The organism is Nocardia vinacea (genome assembly GCF_035920345.1).
In the GTDB taxonomy this organism is placed as follows: domain Bacteria; phylum Actinomycetota; class Actinomycetes; order Mycobacteriales; family Mycobacteriaceae; genus Nocardia; species Nocardia vinacea_A.
The window spans coordinates 7,307,837-7,325,216 of sequence record NZ_CP109149.1; the positions used below are offsets into that span (position 1 = coordinate 7,307,837).

Consider the following 17,380-nt stretch of genomic DNA (forward strand, 5'->3'; position numbering starts at 1 on the left):
TCGAATGCTGATCGGTGAGCTGGCCGAGCGCGTCGGAACGAGTACCAGGACGCTGCGCTACTACGAGGAGCACGGTTTGGTGCGGGCGCGGCGCTCGACCAGTGGCTATCGCGTCTATGACGAGTCGGAGTTGCAGGTCGTCAGCAAGATCCGGACGTTGCTCGACGTCGGCTTCGATCTCGACGATATCCGACCGTTCGTCGCCTGTATCCGTGCCGGAAATACCTCAGGGGATGTCTGCCCGGATTCGGTGGCGACATTGCGGCGCAAACTCGACGAAGTCGAGGCGGCCATCGATCGGTTACATGCGGTGCGATCGCAACTGCGCGACCAGCTCGACGCGGCGGCGGTGTCGCGGTGAAATTCGGAATCAATTACAGCACACCGTATTACGGTACGGATCCGGACCGGCTGATGGCGTTCGCGCAACATGCCGAAGCGTGCGGTTTCGAGTCGATCCTCTTGCCGGATCATATTGCGCTCTATCCGGGTGCGGCGATCGGAGCGTACGAAATGCCACCGACAACGCCGTTTCCCGATCCGCTCGATTGCTTGAGCTTCGTCGCCGCGGCCACGGAGCGGATTCTGTTGGGCACCGGTGTGCTGCTGCTGCCGTATCGGCATCCGGTGGTTCTCGCCAAGCGGCTCGCTACCATCGACCTGCTGTCCAAGGGCCGAATGCGGCTGCTGACAGTGGGACTCGGCACCTTGCCGGGTGAGGCCGCCGCGGTGGGGGTGGACTTCGCATCCCGTGGCCGTCGGGCCGATGAGGCGATCGATGTAATGCGCCTGCTGTGGGCCGGTGATGCGGATGGTGTCGACTACCACGGCGAGTTCTTCTCGTTCGACAAGCTGTGCCTATACCCGAAACCCCGTGGGGGAGACCAGTTGCCGATCCATATCGGCGGATCGAGTCGGGCCGCGGCGCGGCGGGTGGGACGACGTGGCGATGGGTATTTCGCGGGCGGGATGCTGATGCCCGCCGAACGTGCGGAGCAGTGGGATCTCGCCAGGTCCACCGCCGACGCGGCGGGCCGAGATTCGGGCGCGCTGGAATACACCCGCTGGGGGTCGATAGATATGCCGCAGGATCGGGTAGACGGATTCGCCGCACAAGGCGTGACCCGGATCATTGTCGGCGCTACCGCCTCGGACCAGGCCGTGCAGCTCGACGAAATGTCGGCCTTCGCGGCGCGTTTCGGGCTGGCGTCGAAGTCCTGACGGCACTGAGCAATACAACCGAGGCCATCTGCTCAGGACGGTCTCGGTTGTATTGCTCGGTGTCGACGTCAGAGCGGCGGCCAGGCGTCGTGCCTCCCGACACGATGTCTGCTGTTTGGGAAGGCTATTCGCCGGTCCCGGCGTGCCGAGCCGCCGAAGGTAGGACCTCGGGACGATCCTCAGGTCATCCGGTTCAGTATCCGGACTGCTGAGCGCCCAATTGCTGGGTAATGACACCGTGCAACCGCTGCAGGCCGCCGACGGTCATACCGCTCTGCAATTGCCCCTCGATGGTGCGGACCAGCGCGGAATCGCTGAGGATCTTCTCACTGGATTGGATGAGAACCGTTCCGGCGCCGGTGAAGTCGAACTGGCGCTCCTCACCGGAGTTCACCCCGAAGCGCGCCGCACCGGCGGCCAGGAAATTGGAGACCCAGCGCTGGTCGTAGTGGTGGCTCGGCGACGGGCAATCCGCCCAGCCGACAAGAGCTTCCGGATCGACGCGCAGCGGCGGTTCGGCGAACATGACCGGGCCATTGGAGGAGGCCAGGAACTTGCCGGTGCCGATGAGGGTGAGAAATCCGGGGACGATGGACTGATTCAGCGACAGTCCCGGCTCGAAGGCGAGCAGGTTGGCGGCGCGGATGGTGAGGTTGCCGTTGTCCTCGAGGTCATAGGAATTGATGTCGTAACCGCGGTCGCCGATGATCAGCTTGCCGTGGCCCTCGGCGATCACATAGTCGCCGGTGAACAGCGGTGCGGAGAACTGCTGCGAGACCATGTGCAGCAGTCCGCCCTGCAATCCGTGGGTGAGCATCTGGAACCGCATATCGCCGTAGTAGGCGATCATCGCGCCCTTCCGCATGAACCACGGTTTGTTCAGGTCGATGCAATAGGCGTAGCTGTTGCCCGGAAGGTTGTCGCTCTCACCGAGATTCAGCGGATTCAAAATATCGGTCATGGGTTCACAACTTCTCTTCCGAGGCCTGTACGTACACGACACCCTGTCCGACGCAATGCAATTGCATCGCCTCACCGGAACCGCGACCGACCGCATCGCGCCAGCTCAACGCCGTCTTCAACTCGGTCTGCACATTGCCGTAGGCGGCGACGAAGGCCTGCGGATCCACCACGATCGGATTCGGCCCGCCCACCGGCAGTTCCAGGAATCCGCCGTGGGCGAGCAGCACCGCCGCGCCCTGTCCGGACAGCTGCGTGGTGAACATGCCCTGACCGGTCAGCGCACCGCTCGCGGCACCGCGCAACGCGCCCATCAATCCGCCGCCGCCGCCACCGCCGCCCGAACTCATCACGGACACAATCGAACTCTGCAGCGCGGCGGTATTGGCCAGCAGCCGCGAGGCCTCGACGCGCAGCACCGCGCCCGGCTGCATCTGCACCACATGCACTTCCAGCCCGGCGAATCCGTAGTGCACCTCGCCGTTACCGGAGGCCAGCATGGTGCGCTCGTGCTCACCGGCCATCATCCGGCCCGCCATCCGCATAATGCCGCCACCGCCCATACCGGGCGCCGCCCCCGGAATCTGGTGTGGCGCAAAGGAAATATCGCCGGTGTAGAACAGCATCGCGCCGTTGCGCGCGACCACGCCGCCCGCCATCCCGACGTTGACCTTGACGACCTTGCCGTTGACCTTCTCGAACATCGCTGGCTCCCTTACCGTTCCGCCGGCTGGATCAACACCAGGCCCTGACCGTCGAAGCGCAGCGAGAACGCCTCCCCGGCATCCTGGCCGACGAGGGTGCGCCACGAAACATCGGTCACGAAGGACTGATTCAGATTGCCCCGGCAGGCCACGAAGGCATCCGGATCGACGACCAGCGGATACTGCGGTGAAACCTCCAGGTGGATCAGCGGCCCGCCCGCCGAGAGCAGTGCGACCTGACCCTGTCCGGTCACCGTGGTGGTGAACAGACCGGCACCCGACGACGCACCACGTACACCGGCGAAACGCACGTCCGTGCGCAGATTTCCGGCGAAGCACAGCAGCTGCTGCGATTCGACCTGCAGCGTCTCGTTATTCAGATTCACCACGGTCACGTGCTGACCGTTGACCGCGAAGAAGACCCGGCCGTTGCCGCTGCATTCCATCAGCGACAGTTTCTCGCCGGTGGCACGCCGCTTGAGCCCGGCGAGTACGCCGTCGCCGCCGCCGAAACCGGCCGACTTGAACTGCACATTTCCTTCGTAGGCGACCATCGAGCCGGAAATCGCCCGGATACTCGATCCGGCGAGGTGTGCCTCGATCACCTTTTTCGACTGCTCGAACAGTTGCACCATAAGGAGTTTGCCTGCTGTCTCGTAGGGGAACACGGGTTTATCGCCCGCCATTCCGACCGCGTTTCGCCACCCTAACCGATCTTGGAGTACCTGTATGGGCCACGGCGACGGATACTTCGGATCGTGTTCGGCACGTTTCTCGTAGAGTGGCACCGTACGCACCGACAAGCGAAGGGTCGAACTTGTCCGCAACACTCGCCAAGGGTCAGAATGGCCCGCTGGCCACCAATGACGTGGTGATCTCCGTCCAGCTGTCCGCGCCCGCGGATCTGTCCGCGCTATTGGTCACCGAGTCGGGGAAGGTCCGTTCCGATGCGGACTTCGTCTTCTTCAATCAGCTCAATGGTCCCGGGGTGAATCTGCAGCCCGCGCCGGCCGGGCAGCCCGCGTCGCTGGCAGTATCGCTGAATGCTGTGCCCGCGGAGATCGCGCAGATCCGTGCGGTGATCACCCTGGACGACGCGACCAGCAATTTCGGCCGCTTTCCCGCGCCGACGGCGATCGTGTCGGATTCGGCGGGCAATCAGCTGTACGAGTACCGCATCGATGGTTTGAACACCGAGTCGATCGTGATCGCACTCGAGCTGTACCGGCGCCAGAGCGAGTGGAAGGTGCGCGCGGTCGGCCAGGGCTACGCCGGTGGTTTCGCGGCGCTGGTCACCGATCACGGCGTCACCGTCGACGAGTCTCCGGCCGCGACGCAGGTCCCGCCGCCACCGGCCTACCAGCCCGCCCAGCCTGCACAGCCCGGACCGGGCTACCCGCCGCCGCCACAGCCCGCGCCTCCGACGCAGCAGCAGCCGCAGTACCCGCCGCCACAGCAGGGCTACCCCCAGGGCGCACCCGGCTACCCGCCGCCCGGCCAGGGCTACCCGCCCCCGCCCGCACCCGGTGGTTACCCGCCGCCCGCACCCGGCCAGCCCGGCCCGGGCCAGGGCTATCCGCCGCCCGCCCAGCCCGCCGCGCAACAACGGCCGCCCAGCGAAGTCAGCCTGAGCAAGGATCGTCCAGTCAGCCTCGTCAAGGGCCAGCGGGTCACCCTGCGCAAGGAGGGCGGCACCTCACTGACCTTCGTGAAGATGGGTCTCGGCTGGGATCCGGTACGCAGCCGCGGCATGTTCGGCAACCGGACCGTCGATATCGACCTCGACGGGTCGGTGGTGATGTTCGCCGATATGAACGTGGTGGATGTCGCCTACTACGGCCAGCTGACCTCCAAGGACGGTTCGATCCGGCACCAGGGCGACAATCTCACCGGTGAGGGTGAGGGCGACGACGAGGTGATCCTGGTCGACCTGACCCGCATCCCGGCGCATGTCAGCACGCTGGTGTTCATCGTGACCTCGTATAAGGGCCACACCTTCGAACAAGTCCAGAATGCGTTCTGCCGCTTGGTCGATGGCTCCAACAATGCCGAGCTGGCCAGGTACACCCTCGCCGGTGGCATGCCGTTCACCGCGATGGCGATGGCCAAGCTGTTCCGGGTCGGCAGCGATTGGAAGTTGCAGGCGCTCGGCGAAGGCTTCCAGGCCAAACATCCCGGTGAGGCGGTGCCACAGCTGGGCCGGTTCCTGGGTAATTGAGTTAGCGTAGCGACTGCTTGCAGGTCGCTCGAAAAGACCTAGCGTAGCGACTGCTTGCAGGTCGCTCGAAAAGACCTAGCGTAGCGACTGCTTGCAGGTCGCTCGAAAAGACCTAGCGTAGCGACTGCTTGCAGGTCGCTCGAAAAGACCTAGCGTAGCGACTGCTTGCAGGTCGCTCGAAAAGATCAGTGCACGAAACAACGGGGCGGACAACGTGATTCAGCTGAAGGCCGGTCAGAATATGGTGCTGACCGGCGATATCGTTCAATTCAGCGCGAAAGCCGGGGCTGCCCTGGATGTTTCGGCGCTCGTCGTGGCGGAGAACATGCGGGTCTTCGATACCGGCGATTTCGTGTTCTACAACCAGGCCGAGACCGCGGGGGTGACGCTGTCCGAGGACGGCGTCACCATCCGGCTCGCCGAGGTGCGCGCCGACGCCAAGGCGGTGCTGCTGGTGGTCAGCGCCGATCCGGCCGCGCCCGCGCAGGAGCACGGGCTCGGTGCGGTGACCGCCGAACTCGCCGTGCACGATATCGCTACAGCGGAATTCGCGATCAGTCCGTCCGCGGGGGAGACCGCGCTGATCTGCCTCGAGGTGTATCGGCGCGGAACCGACTGGAAGCTGCGCGCGGTCGGTCAGGGCTATGCGGGTGGGCTCGCCGTGCTGCTCACCGCGCACGGCGTCGAGGTCGACGAACCGGCTACGTCGCAGTCCGGGCAACACAGCGCGGCCGATCTGCGGGAAGCCGAACCGGTCGGCAGTGTGGGCCGGGCCGGCGGCCAAGACACCATCAGCGGTCCCGGCGACTCCAGTGCCGCCGGCCCCGCGCCGCTCGAGGTCGCGCACGGACTCGAACGCCTGTGGATGATCTTCGAGGATGCCGCGCGCTCGGCCGCCGCGCTCATCTCCGCGCGTGATTACGCCATGCAGCGGCTGGATCAGGAACTGTCCGCGGCGGTTTCGGATCCGGCGACCAGGAACACCCCCGCCGCCGAGGAGGCCAGGCAGACCGCACAGCGTCGCTGTGACGATCTGATCGCCACTGCGGAAGGTAGTCACCTGCGCGATAGCGAAGCGCTCATGCGCGAACTCGCCGACGCCGATCGGCAATTGCCGCCGTCACTCGCGTCCTGGGATTCGCCCGCCTGGGACGGGGCGCCGACGCCAAGCGACGGCATCCGACTCGGCGAGCTCTATGCGAATGAGCGTGGGCCGCTACGGATTCCGTACTGCGTGCCGGTGCCGCTGACCCGTCCGCTGTGGATCGATACCGAATCCACGGCTGCGGCGGCCCCGGTCGTCGGCGCGGTGCTCGCGCGCCTGCTCGCGGCCGACCCCGGCCGGCGCACGCTGGTCGACATGATCGACCTGACCGGCGCGTTCGGCCAGCTCGTCGGTCCGCTGACCCCGGTGCTGAACGGGCCACCGATCACCGATTTCGGCGATATCTCGGCGCGGCTGCAGACTCTGGTCGAGGCCGCCGACCTGGCCGAATTGGCTTATTCCAGTGGGAATTTCACGCCGTCGACCGAGCATCGGGTATTGCTCGCAGCGGACTTCCCGCACGGGTACCAGACCGCGGACGCACAGCGCATCGCGACGCTGCTGGTGCGCGGCGATCTGATCGGGCTGTCCACGGTGATCGTCGGCACCGACGAATCCGAGTCCAGTGACGGGACGGTGGCGATGCTGTCCCAGGCCTGCCGTCATCTGCCGACGGTGGACGGCACCCCGCTGTTCGATCCGTGGACCGGCAGCGCATGGCAGCTGGATCTGGACCTGCTGCCACGGGAACCGGCCAGGCAGGCGCGCTTCCTGCGCACCAGCTGAGCCGACCTTTTCGAGCGACCTGCAAGCAGTCGCTAGCGGCCGAGCACAGCCCTGGGCCGCAGTGCCTCCGGCAGCCAGGGCAGCAGCGGGTCCGGTGCGCGGTCGACGACGCCGCCGACCGGATCGTCGACGAAATCGCGCCGGACCAGATCTTCCTCGGGTCGGTAGATCTGTCGAATGATCAAGGCGCACAGCGCGAGTACCGCGATATCTCGTAGCAGTACGGTGCCGGTGAACCACTGCTCGGGCAAACCCTTGCGGTCCAGGCCGAGGTAGTAGAACATCCGCGGCACCCAGACCAGCGCGTCGATGGTCATCCAGGCCAACAGAATTCGGCGGTGCGGCAGCGCGAGCGCGGCCAGCGGCACCAGCCACAGCGAATACTGCGGGCTCCACACTTTGTTGGTGATCAGGAAGGCGGCGACGACCAGGAAGCACAGCTGGGCCAGGCGCGGTCGGCGCGGGGCCGTGAGTGCGATGTAGGCGATCGCCGCACAGGCGGCGACGAATACCAGCAGCGACACCAGATTCAGGATGGTCGGCTGTTCGGCATGTCCGATCTCGCCGTCGAATCCGGCCCAGCCGGTGAACGAGGTGATGACGTTGTAGATGGAATCCGGGTCGGCGTGCCGAGTGGTGTTGAGCCGGAAGAACTCCCGCCAGCCATTCGGGTACAGCAGCGCGATCGGCAGATTCACCACCAGCCAGGTGCCGGCGGCGGCTGCGACGGTCAAGGCGGCCGCGCCCAGCGGTCGGGCGCTGAGAAACTGCATGCGATACGGGGTTTCGCGCAGCCAGGTCATCGCGGTGCGCCCGCTGTTGATATCACTCAACCGGAGCCCGAGCCGTGCGCTCGGCACCCGCTGCAGTGGGTCGGCGCGCAGGCACAACACCACGATCGGCCCGAGCAGCAGCAGCGGATAGAGCTTTGCCGCGCCGCCCAGTCCGAGCAGCAGGCCCGCGAGCAATGGTCGTCGGCGGGCCCAGGCGAGTAAGCCGGTGGCGGCGAAAGCCGTTGCGAGCGCGTCGAAATTGGTGAACGCGTGCACGATCACCAGTGGCGAACAGGCGACCAGCGCGGCATCCCAGATCCGCCGCCCCGCCAGTTGCGCCGAGGCCCACACCGTGACCAGCCAGGCGAAGGCCAGACCGACCGCGACCACATTGAAATAGATGACCACCTGCAGCGCACCGGGCAGCGGGGAGGCATCCCAGGTCTTGGCGACCTGCATCGACGCGTACTGGTAGAGCCCGGACAGCACCGGGTACTCCATGTACCTGGTCTCGCGGCCGCCGTCCGGGGTCTGCTCGGTCCATTCCTTCTTGTACGGGAAGGCACCCTCGTTCAACCGCTCCGCGCCGTAGAGCGGCACGGTATCCGAGTAGCACATGGCGATGTACTGGCGGCCGTTGTTCCAGTCGAGGGTGAGCGAACCGTCGGACGTGCTCGTCTGCTGGATGCAGCCCGCCTTGCTCGCCCAGCCGAGTGCGAGGAAGACCAGTGCGAAGGCGAGCAGCACCCGCATCGGGGTCCAGAACCGGACCCGGCCGATGAGCGCGTGGTCACCGACCGGGCCGCCGACGACCGTACTCAGCTGCGCGGTCAGGGAGTCGTTGCGGCTGGGCCGATCTCGGCCGTCGGCCGAGCGCAGATCCGGCGCCAGCGGCGCGGGCGCGACGTAGTGCGTCGCGCCGCCGACGGATTGCGTTGCACCGGACGGCATCCCATCGGGCTGCGGAGCGCTTGCGTTCGTCCGCTCGTCCACGAGTTGCGGTTCGGTCACGGCACCCGAGGCTACCGGGTGCGGGTCGGTTGACTGCCGTTGCCGTTGCCGGTGCCACCGGATTGGGGCGATCCGGTGGTCGTCGGCATCGAACCGTCCGAGTTCGCCGTCGGCTGTCCGGGCATCGGCGTCGACTCCGGCTGCTGCTGTTGTTGTTGCGGCTGGCGCTGCTGCGTCTGCGGTTGTACGCCGGGAACCTGGATCGGTCCGAACGGAGTGTCGATCGTATTCGGGACGATCTGGATCGGCGGCAGAATCGGTGCCTCCGTGGTCGATGGCGGGGTGAACGGTGCGGACCACGCGGGCACACCGGCTTGGCCCTTGATCGGGGGAGGCTTCGGGAAGGTTTCCTTGGGGGTGCCGTCCAAGGCGCCGTCCATGGTGGCCTTCCAGATATCCGAGGGCAGACCTGAGCCGTAGACCATGCCGCCGCTGTAGTTGCGCAGCGCCGAGTTATCGATGGAGCCGACCCACACCGCGGTGGACAGCGACGGGGTGTAGCCGACCATCCAGGCGTCCTTGTTCTCGCCGGTGTCGCCGAGCTGGGCGGTACCGGTCTTGGTCGCCGACTCGCGACCGTTGGCCAGGTTGTGATTGCGCGACCACGCTGCGATCGGCTTCATCGCGTCGGTGACGTTGTCCGCGACCGCCGCCGAGACCCGCTGTTCACCGGCCACATCACCACGGTCGAGCAGCACCTGTCCGTCGGCGCTCACCACCTTGGTGACGAAGTGCGGTGCGCGGTAGACGCCGGAGGCGGCCAGCGTCGCGTAGGCCGACGCCATATCGAGCACCCTGGACTGGTACTGACCGAGCACGATGCCGTTGTTCGGCGCGGAACCGTCCGGCTCGACCAGGCTCTTGCCGACGCCCGGAATGGTCTCCGGAATGCCGAGCTTGTGCGCCATATCGGCGATCTTCGCCGGACCGTTCTGCATATCCAGCTCCATGCGGTAGAAGCTGGTGTTCAGCGACCGCTTGAGCGCCTCGGCGATGGTGCAGGTGCCGCACTGCTCGCCTTCCACGTTCGTGATCTTGATGCCGTTCACGGTGATCGGCGAACTGTCGTACATCTCCGACAGCGGTTTGCCCAATTCCAGGTTCTCCGCGAGACCGAAGACCTTGAACGAGGAGCCCGGCTGCAGACCGGCATTGGCGAAGTCGTAGCCCTGACCGTCGTCGCCGCCGTAGTAGGCGCGCACCGCACCGGTCTTCGGATCCACCGAAACCACCGCGGCGCGCAGCTTTTCCGGCTCGCCCTGCATCTTCTTCTGCGCGGCGTCGACGGCGGCCTGCTGTGCCTTCGGATCGATCGTGGTGGTGATCGACAGACCGGCGGTGTTGAGCTGCTGTTCGCTGATGCCCGCGGCCGCCAACTCCTTGAGCACCTGGGTCTTGATCAGGCCCTCGGGCCCGGCGTCCAGGCCTTTGTCCTTGTTGGAGGCCACGGGGGCCACCTGTGGGAACTGCTGGGTCTGGCGCTCTTCGGCCTTCAGATTGCCGCCGGAGACCATGCCGTCGAGCACATAATTCCAGCGGAACTTCGCGCCCTCGGGATTCTTCTCCGGATCCAGGCCGGAGGGCTGCTGGATAGTGGCAGCGAGCACGGCGCCCTCGGCCACGGTCAGGTCCTGGACCGGCTTGGCGAAGTAGGCCTTGGCGGCGGCATCGATGCCGTACGCACCGCGACCGAAGTAGATGGTGTTCAGGTAGGCGGCGAGGATTTCGTCCTTGCTCCACTGGCGCGCCATCTTCGCCGAGATGACCAGCTCGTGCAGCTTGCGAGACAGCGAGTGTTCGTCACCGACGAGCGCGTTCTTCACGTACTGCTGGGTAATGGTCGAGCCACCGCCCGCGCTCTCCCTGTTGAGGGCTTGATCCCGGGCGGCGCGCATGAAGCCGGAAACCGAGAAGCCCGGGTTGGTGTAGAAGTCCCGGTCCTCGGCGGCGATCACGGCATTGCGCACATGCGGCGGAATCTGGTCGATGGTGACGTCGGTGCGGTTGCCCTCGGGCGGTACCACCTTGCTGATCACCGTGGTGCCGTCGCTGGCGAGGATATTCGCGACCTGGTTGGTTTTGAGGTCACCCGGCTGGGGTACCGAAACCGTGGTGTAGGCGATCAGGAAGACTGTGCTCGGCAAAATGATGGACAGGGCTAGCAGGACGTAGATAACCCGGCGCACGATCCGCCACGGCGACTTCTTCTTCGCACCGGGACGACGACCGCCCGGCCCGCCCGGACCACCGCTACCGCCATTGCGGCGCGGCGGCGGTCCCGAGGGCGGCGCGCCCGCGGTCGCCCGCCGCTCGCCGGTGGTGGGGCCGGAGCCGTTGGGGCGCCGGGCGCCGGGTCGATCCTGACCGGGTCGATCCTGACCGGGCCGCGGGCTGGCCGGGCGGGGACCGGTGGGCGGGGCCGTGCGACGGTTGCGTTCGGCGACGGAGTCGGTCGGCGAACCGGGCTGCCGATTCGGGCGCTCGATCTTCTGCGTGGACTGCGCGCCGGGCGGGGCGTTATCGGGTAGTGGCCTGCCCTGCGGCGGACGGCCCTGCGGCGGCGGACCCGGTCGACGCGGCGGCGGCTGCGGGCCACGCGGCTCGCCCGGATACCCACCCTGCGGCGGCCGCGGACCACCGGGAGCGGGCCGACCGGGTGGGGGACCGGCCGGTCGCTGACCGGGATACGGGTTCGGAGGCTGAGGTGAACTTCGCTGAGTGCGGCCGCCGTGCGGTTCATCGCCGTAGGGGGAAGTCTCGTAGGGCGAATTCACTGACAAGATCTCCATAACTCGTAAGGGTCTGCGGGGCGCGGTGCGACGATTATCGCCGCGGCGGACACGTCGAGGCTCCGCGTGTCACCCGACGGGCAGATGACCTGGCACATCATTCGGCTGCGGTGCGCCGGTTCCTGGTGCCCGTGCGCCGCCGCGTGGGCGACGGAGCGGTACCGAGCACATAGGACTGCACCAGATGATTCCAGCTGCAGCTCCGGCATACCTCGACGACATGGACCGAGAACTCCTCGCGAGTCTCGGCGAGGCGTATCAATTCCTCTGGTGTGCGAGCCGAACCCGCCATCGGGCCGAGGCCGTCGCCGTAGACCCAGGATACGAGCGTCAATTGCTCTTTCCGGCAGATCGGGCATGTGACCTCGCTCCCCCGACCGTGGAACTTCGCCGCACGTAAAAGGTAGGGATTGGCATCGCAAACCTCGGCGACATCGACACGGCCCGCATAGACGTCAGCGAGCAGCGACCGACGCTTGAGAGCGTAGTCGACCACCTGTCGCTGAATTCGCACGAGAACCAGAGTAGCGGGGCCGCGCGCGGACCGCGCTGGGCTGTGCGGGATCGACCGACCGGTATTCATTGTTGAACTGGGGCGTTACCGGCGTCGGCGGATTACGATTCTCCCGTGTCCCCCGCTACATCCGGGCGGTCAACGGCAGCATCCGGACGTATGCGCGCGCGTGACCTCGACCGTGCCAACGTGTCCAGTGTGCTGGATGCCGCCTACGCCGAAGGGCAGCTCGGCGCCGATGAATATCGCGACCGTACTGCGCGGGCCGAGACCGCCAAGACCATCGCCGATCTCGACCGGCTCACCCGCGATCTCCAGGTCCCTTCGGCGGTGCGCGATCTGGTACCGGGTGCGCCGACACCGACGCGAAACCCCTTGCGCCGCCCTGGATCCACGGGCCGTTATCCCGATCACACCCGAGCCCGCGCCGCCGATCGCGACACAACCGGGCAGCTACTCGACAGTGCCCGCCGGGATGGTCAGCTCACCGAAGAGGAGCATCAGACTCTCAGTGAATTGGCGCAAGGGGCCAAGACACTCGGCGATTTGGCCGATCTGGTCGATGACTTGCAACGGCCGACCGATGCGCCGTTGCCGCCGGCGCCACCTCGATCGAATCGCCGACGCTGGTATGTGATCGGTGTGACCGCCGCGTCGGTCTGTGCCGCCGTCGCCGCTTTCGCGCTGACCAGCGGTGCCGCGACATCGGATGCGCCACCCGTCGCACATGTCGGCGCCGCGGTGCCCGATCTCGGTGCGGTGCAACCGGTGGTGGTCGCGACGCCGAATCTGCTCACCCGCGAAGGGGTTACGCACTTCCTGGCGAAGTACCTGGAGAAGTTCGGTGATCTGCAGGCCGACGAGCTGACCCTGTTCGGCGATCACGCCACGGTTGAGCGTGCGGTATCCGGTCAGCCGAATCGGCAGGTCCGTTACGACTACCGCGGCGGATTCGTGCAGAGCAGTGCCCCCGTCAGTCGCAAGACCGATACGCCCGCCGTCGATCTAGCGCAGCTGAACGTCGCCGCCGTGTCGGACTTACTGGCAACCGCGCCCACCACGTTGAAGGTGCCGAACGGAGTTGTCACGCATATGGATGTGGAAGTCGACGCCACCGGTACCTATAGCTCTTTCGGCATCGCGAAGGGCGCGACCATCGTGCAGATCTTCGCGGGCAACCAATTCAACGAATCCGGGTACTACCTGCTCACTCCGGCGGGGCAGGTTCTTCGCGCCTGGGCGTTCGAAGGGTGATGGTCGATGGCGACGACGCGCTATGGCGGAATCCGGGCCCGCGATACCGATCGGGCCGATGTCTGCGGACTGCTCGACGCGGCACTGGCCGACGGTCAGCTCACCGATGACGAACACGCCGAACGCACCGCGCAGGCCATGCGCGCCAAGGCATTCGGTGAGCTGGACGTGCTGATCGGCGATCTGCAGATTCCGCGGAATCTAGTGGACGCCCCGGTGATTCGAGTCGATCGCCGTCGACCGCGGCGCTGGCTCGCGCCGGTGGCGTTCATCGCCGGTGCGGCGGTCATCGGTGCGGCGGTGGGCGGCATCGCGAGCTGTGCTTCGGGCGCATCCGGACCGTTCGGGTGGTCGGAACATGTGCCGGTGCTCACCACCGGTAGCGGCCTCGCGTACTTCATCGATGAATATCGCGCCGAGTTCGGCGATACGAAGGTCGACGAGGTCACCCTGTATCCCGACTACGCGCTCTTCGAGCGGCAGGCGGCAGGCGATCCGACCGAGACCGTGCGATATCGCTACGACGGCAGATTCCACGACTACACCACCAGCAATGGGCGCAAGGCCGATGTGCGCACCTTCGATCTCGCGAGCATCGATCTGCGTGCCATCGCCGGGCTGCTGGCCGGTGCGCCGCAGTCGATCAAGACGCCGGGCGGCGCCATCACGCACGCCTCGATCGAATTCCCGCCGGGCCGCGGTGATTCGGACGCCGCTGTCTCGATCTACGCGAAGAACCAAGCGGGTGCGACGGGTTATCTGACAGCGACGGTAACCGGGGAGCCATTGCAAGTCTTCCCGCCCAGTCGCTGACGAGGCGCCGCGACCCGGTGCGGAAATAATTCGATGGCCCGCCGCAATCGGGCGCGCTAGCATCCCTTGTTCGAATTCGACCTGATGTACAGCCCGAGGAGGTGGGGCGGGATGACCGCGCCGAAGACCGCCGTCACGCGCGACGCCTGGATCGTTCAGTTGTCCCGGGTCCCGGTCTGATCTCTCTTCGTCCGGCGTTCGTGCCGCGAGCCGCATGGTTCGCGTGACGGTGGTGTCGTGTCCGAAACCGGGCCCGAACCATACGAATACGGAGAATCCGAGTTGAATTCCCCTATCGATTGGCGCACGCGCGCCGAAACCGATGCCGATATTCCCGCGGTCCACGCGATCAACCAGGCGGCCTTCGATCGAGTCGATGAGGCCGATCTGGTCGACGCACTGCGCGCCGATCCGGCCTGGATCGACGGACTGTCCATCGTCAGCACACTGCCGGACGACAGTCCGGTCGGCTACGCGCTGTTGACCCGCTGCCACGTCGACACCACGCCTGCGCTGTGTCTCGGACCGTGCGCGGTGCTGCCCGAATATCAGAAGTCCGGCGCGGGCGCCGCCGCGATCCGGGCGGCGCTCGCGGCGGCGGGGCAATTGGGCGAAGCATTTGTCATCGTGCTCGGGCATCCGACCTACTACCCGCGTTTCGGCTTCGGGAGGGCATCCGAGTACGGCATCGGCCTGAGCATCGAGGTGCCGGACGAGGCGTTGATGGCATTGACGCTCGATCCGGCTCAACCGGTACCGCACGGCATGGTTCGCTACGCCGCGCCATTCGGTATCGACTAGCGAGAACGGTCAGCGCCCAGCGCTGACGGCGCCGAGGTGGGGCGAGTCGAGTTTCGTCCCACCGTCGGCAGCCGGTACCGGACGAACCGGCCACAGCTACATCCGCGCCCGCAAACGGGGCAATGGTGGTGTTGTCTGCTGTCCGGGGCGGGCGTGGGGTAGTTGCCTCTACCTGCGCAAATAGTGGTATGTATCGCCGACGACTATGCATGTTTATATCGCTCCGATATAGTGGGAAGTCGCATCCATCGGTTAGGTCTGCATACACAGTCAGGGGGTGAAGCTCGATGCTCGAGCTGGCAATCCTCGGGCTGCTCCTCGAAGCGCCCATGCACGGATACGAGCTGCGCAAGCGGCTGACCGGATTGCTCGGGCCGTTTCGGGCCTTCTCCTACGGATCGCTCTATCCGACGCTGCGTCGCATGCAGACCGATGGGCTGATCGCCGAGGAGAACGTCGCGGGCGTCACCCGTCGTGCGCGACGGGTCTATCAACTGACTGCGACCGGGCGGGAGCGGTTCACCGAACTGCTCGCCGATACCGGACCGCAGAACTACACCGACGACGGCTTCGGCGTCCACCTGGCGTTCTTCAGCCGCACCCCCGCAGAAGCGCGGATGCGGATTCTGGAGGGCAGGCGACGGCAGGTCGAGGAGCGCCGAGAGGGTCTGCGGGAGGCGATCAAGAAGGCCAGTGGCTCGCTGGATCGCTACACCCGCCAGCTCCACCAGCTCGGTCTGGAATCAAGCGAGCGCGAAGTGCGCTGGCTCAACGAGTTGATTGCGGCGGAGCAATCGACGAAGGCGGCACCACAGAAAGAGGGAAATATCGGCCATGAGTGAAGACAAGAAGGCTGAAACTGCCACAGAAGTTCGCGTCGCCATCGTCGGCGTTGGTAACTGCGCTTCCTCGCTGGTCCAGGGCGTGCAGTACTACAAGGACGCGGACGAGACCGCGACCGTGCCCGGCCTCATGCACGTCAAATTCGGCAAGTACCACGTGCGCGACGTGAAGTTCGTCGCCGCATTCGACGTCGACGCCAAGAAGGTCGGCTTCGACCTGGCCGAGGCGATCTTCGCCAGCGAGAACAACACCATCAAGATCTCCGATGTGCCGCCGAGCGATGTTGTCGTGCAGCGTGGTCCGACGCTGGACGGTATCGGCAAGTACTACGCCGAGACCATCGAGCTGTCCGAGGCGCAGCCCGTCGACGTCGTGAAGGTGCTGAAGGACAACAAGGTCGACGTCCTGGTCTCCTACCTGCCCGTCGGCTCCGAAGAGGCGGACAAGTTCTACGCCCAGTGCGCCATCGATGCCGACGTGGCCTTCGTCAACGCGCTGCCGGTGTTCATCGCCTCCGACCCGGTGTGGGCCGAAAAGTTCACCAAGGCAGGCGTTCCGATCGTCGGTGACGACATCAAGAGCCAGGTCGGCGCGACCATCACCCACCGTGTGATGGCCAAGCTGTTCGAGGACCGCGGCGTGCAGCTCGACCGCACCATGCAGCTCAATGTCGGCGGCAATATGGACTTCAAGAACATGCTCGAGCGCGAGCGGCTGGAGTCGAAGAAGATCTCCAAGACCCAGGCCGTCACCAGCAACCTGAAGAAGGAACTGGGCGCCAACGATGTGCACATCGGCCCGTCCGATCACGTCGGCTGGCTCGACGACCGCAAGTGGGCCTACGTGCGCCTCGAGGGTCGCGCCTTCGGTGATGTGCCGCTGAACCTGGAGTACAAGCTCGAGGTGTGGGATTCGCCGAACTCGGCGGGCATCATCATCGACGCGGTGCGCGCCGCGAAGATCGCCAAGGACCGCGGCATCGGCGGCCCCGTCCTCCCGGCCTCGGCCTACCTGATGAAGTCCCCGCCGAAGCAGCTGGCCGACGACATCGCACGTGAGCAGCTGGAAGCGTTCATCATCGGCGCTGAGTAACCATGTTCGCTTGACAAGGGAAGCCGGGCCGGAGAAACATCCGGCCCGGCTTTGCTGTATTCACCGCCGCGTCGAATAGGTTGCAGCCGCAACCCGTTCTCGTCCGCGCGATGGGGCAGTGGCTGGTCAGTCGAGGGAGACGTAGACCTCGACGGAAGTCGGTCCTGTGTAGCGCTCGAGTTCCGCGGTGTGCGAGCGGGTGATGGTGCCCGCGCTCTCGGCCTTGCGGACCTGTGCCCATGCGGTGCGCAGCAGATCGTAGGGCTTATCGGAGACAACGAATTTCGCGTAGCGCCCGGTCGGGACCCGGGTCAGCACATCACCGGCATCCATGTCGTCCATCTCGGCGACCTCGTAGCCCAGAATCGCGACGGCGTGATCGTTCTGGCCGATATAGGCCGCAACCCGCGGCACATTCTTTTCCCGCGCCAGATACCGGTCCCAGGTGAAGTTCACCAGGTCCAGGTCGCGGGCGGTCACCTCGCGTCCGGCCAGCGGGACGGTGAGTCCGGCGACCAGGCTTTCGTCCAATGTGACAATTTCGAAGTCCACAGCT

At 66.0% G+C, this 17,380-nt stretch carries 16 protein-coding genes; 9 read left to right on the top strand and 7 right to left on the bottom strand.

The genetic code is table 11. From position 1 onward, the window contains the following. The first annotated feature begins 4 nt into the window (after nt 1-4). Nucleotides 5-361 (top strand): MerR family transcriptional regulator, encoded by a 357-nt coding sequence (locus OIE68_RS33330; protein WP_327094943.1) that lies wholly within the window; start codon nt 5-7, stop codon nt 359-361. Further along, the gene (locus tag OIE68_RS33335) at nt 358-1,221 is read left to right on the top strand and encodes an LLM class F420-dependent oxidoreductase (RefSeq protein ID WP_327094944.1); all 864 of its coding nucleotides are present in this window, start codon (nt 358-360) and stop codon (nt 1,219-1,221) included. Before OIE68_RS33330 ends, OIE68_RS33335 begins: the two co-directional genes overlap by 4 nt. Nucleotides 1,222-1,414: 193 nt before the next feature. Here the strand turns inward: OIE68_RS33335 and OIE68_RS33340 are convergent, their stop codons facing one another. Genes OIE68_RS33340 through OIE68_RS33350 form a run of 3 tightly spaced genes read right to left on the bottom strand, consistent with a single transcriptional unit; the run spans nt 1,415 to nt 3,520 of the window. Next, entirely contained in the window at nt 1,415-2,182 is a 768-nt protein-coding gene (locus OIE68_RS33340) for an AIM24 family protein (protein ID WP_327094945.1), read from the bottom strand. A gap of 4 nt (nt 2,183-2,186) precedes the next feature. Further along, nucleotides 2,187-2,885 carry an AIM24 family protein gene (locus OIE68_RS33345; RefSeq protein WP_040697472.1) on the bottom strand — a complete coding sequence of 233 codons (699 nt, stop codon included), beginning with the start codon at nt 2,883-2,885 and terminating at the stop codon, nt 2,187-2,189. Between the two features lie 11 nt (nt 2,886-2,896). Then, entirely contained in the window at nt 2,897-3,520 is a 624-nt protein-coding gene (locus OIE68_RS33350) for an AIM24 family protein (protein WP_327101905.1), read from the bottom strand. 182 nt (nt 3,521-3,702) lie between these two features. On the opposite strand from OIE68_RS33350, the gene OIE68_RS33355 reads away from it, so the two are divergent. Continuing rightward, nucleotides 3,703-5,103 (top strand): TerD family protein, encoded by a 1,401-nt coding sequence (locus tag OIE68_RS33355; protein WP_327094946.1) that lies wholly within the window; start codon nt 3,703-3,705, stop codon nt 5,101-5,103. A 214-nt stretch (nt 5,104-5,317) separates the two neighbouring features. Beyond that, the gene (locus tag OIE68_RS33360; RefSeq protein WP_327094947.1) at nt 5,318-6,934 is read left to right on the top strand and encodes a TerD family protein; all 1,617 of its coding nucleotides are present in this window, start codon (nt 5,318-5,320) and stop codon (nt 6,932-6,934) included. Nucleotides 6,935-6,966: 32 nt separating this feature from the next. Here the strand turns inward: OIE68_RS33360 and OIE68_RS33365 are convergent, their stop codons facing one another. The 3 genes from OIE68_RS33365 to OIE68_RS33375 all read right to left on the bottom strand — a co-directional run bounded on the left by OIE68_RS33365 (nt 6,967) and on the right by OIE68_RS33375 (nt 12,021). Next, nucleotides 6,967-8,658 carry a glycosyltransferase family 87 protein gene (locus OIE68_RS33365; protein ID WP_327101906.1) on the bottom strand — a complete coding sequence of 564 codons (1,692 nt, stop codon included), beginning with the start codon at nt 8,656-8,658 and terminating at the stop codon, nt 6,967-6,969. 71 nt (nt 8,659-8,729) lie between these two features. Then, entirely contained in the window at nt 8,730-10,874 is a 2,145-nt protein-coding gene (locus OIE68_RS33370; protein ID WP_419150830.1) for a transglycosylase domain-containing protein, read from the bottom strand. 730 nt (nt 10,875-11,604) lie between these two features. Then, the gene (locus tag OIE68_RS33375) at nt 11,605-12,021 is read right to left on the bottom strand and encodes a DUF5318 domain-containing protein (protein WP_327094948.1); all 417 of its coding nucleotides are present in this window, start codon (nt 12,019-12,021) and stop codon (nt 11,605-11,607) included. A gap of 159 nt (nt 12,022-12,180) precedes the next feature. On the opposite strand from OIE68_RS33375, the gene OIE68_RS33380 reads away from it, so the two are divergent. The 5 genes from OIE68_RS33380 (at nt 12,181) to OIE68_RS33400 (ending at nt 16,824) form a co-directional block, all read left to right on the top strand. Continuing rightward, nucleotides 12,181-13,275, top strand: a complete 1,095-nt coding sequence (locus OIE68_RS33380; RefSeq protein ID WP_327094949.1) for a DUF1707 domain-containing protein — start codon at nt 12,181-12,183, stop codon at nt 13,273-13,275. Between the two features lie 6 nt (nt 13,276-13,281). After that, nucleotides 13,282-14,088 carry a DUF1707 domain-containing protein gene (locus OIE68_RS33385; RefSeq protein ID WP_327094950.1) on the top strand — a complete coding sequence of 269 codons (807 nt, stop codon included), beginning with the start codon at nt 13,282-13,284 and terminating at the stop codon, nt 14,086-14,088. A gap of 282 nt (nt 14,089-14,370) precedes the next feature. Beyond that, nucleotides 14,371-14,889 (top strand): N-acetyltransferase, encoded by a 519-nt coding sequence (locus OIE68_RS33390; protein ID WP_327101908.1) that lies wholly within the window; start codon nt 14,371-14,373, stop codon nt 14,887-14,889. Nucleotides 14,890-15,176: 287 nt separating this feature from the next. Continuing rightward, the gene (locus tag OIE68_RS33395; RefSeq protein ID WP_327094951.1) at nt 15,177-15,731 is read left to right on the top strand and encodes a PadR family transcriptional regulator; all 555 of its coding nucleotides are present in this window, start codon (nt 15,177-15,179) and stop codon (nt 15,729-15,731) included. Continuing rightward, nucleotides 15,724-16,824, top strand: coding sequence for an inositol-3-phosphate synthase (locus OIE68_RS33400; protein WP_327094952.1), 1,101 nt, complete (start codon nt 15,724-15,726; stop codon nt 16,822-16,824). Before OIE68_RS33395 ends, OIE68_RS33400 begins: the two co-directional genes overlap by 8 nt. Nucleotides 16,825-16,950: 126 nt before the next feature. On the opposite strand, the gene OIE68_RS33405 is transcribed toward OIE68_RS33400, so the two are convergent. Next, nucleotides 16,951-17,376 (bottom strand): GyrI-like domain-containing protein, encoded by a 426-nt coding sequence (locus OIE68_RS33405; RefSeq protein WP_040697421.1) that lies wholly within the window; start codon nt 17,374-17,376, stop codon nt 16,951-16,953. Between the last annotated feature and the right edge of the window lie 4 nt (nt 17,377-17,380).

Bases quoted from the DNA above. Each gene is read 5' to 3' on its own strand.
- OIE68_RS33395 (WP_327094951.1), top strand. From the start codon at position 15,177: ATGCTCGAGCTGGCAATCCTCGGGCTGCTCCTCGAAGCGCCCATGCAC.
- OIE68_RS33345 (WP_040697472.1), bottom strand. From the start codon at position 2,885: ATGTTCGAGAAGGTCAACGGCAAGGTCGTCAAGGTCAACGTCGGGATG.
- OIE68_RS33365 (WP_327101906.1), bottom strand. From the start codon at position 8,658: ATGCCGTCCGGTGCAACGCAATCCGTCGGCGGCGCGACGCACTACGTC.
- OIE68_RS33330 (WP_327094943.1), top strand. From the start codon at position 5: ATGCTGATCGGTGAGCTGGCCGAGCGCGTCGGAACGAGTACCAGGACG.
- OIE68_RS33380 (WP_327094949.1), top strand. From the start codon at position 12,181: ATGCGCGCGCGTGACCTCGACCGTGCCAACGTGTCCAGTGTGCTGGAT.
- OIE68_RS33385 (WP_327094950.1), top strand. From the start codon at position 13,282: ATGGCGACGACGCGCTATGGCGGAATCCGGGCCCGCGATACCGATCGG.
- OIE68_RS33340 (WP_327094945.1), bottom strand. From the start codon at position 2,182: ATGACCGATATTTTGAATCCGCTGAATCTCGGTGAGAGCGACAACCTT.
- OIE68_RS33350 (WP_327101905.1), bottom strand. From the start codon at position 3,520: ATGGTGCAACTGTTCGAGCAGTCGAAAAAGGTGATCGAGGCACACCTC.
- OIE68_RS33400 (WP_327094952.1), top strand. From the start codon at position 15,724: ATGAGTGAAGACAAGAAGGCTGAAACTGCCACAGAAGTTCGCGTCGCC.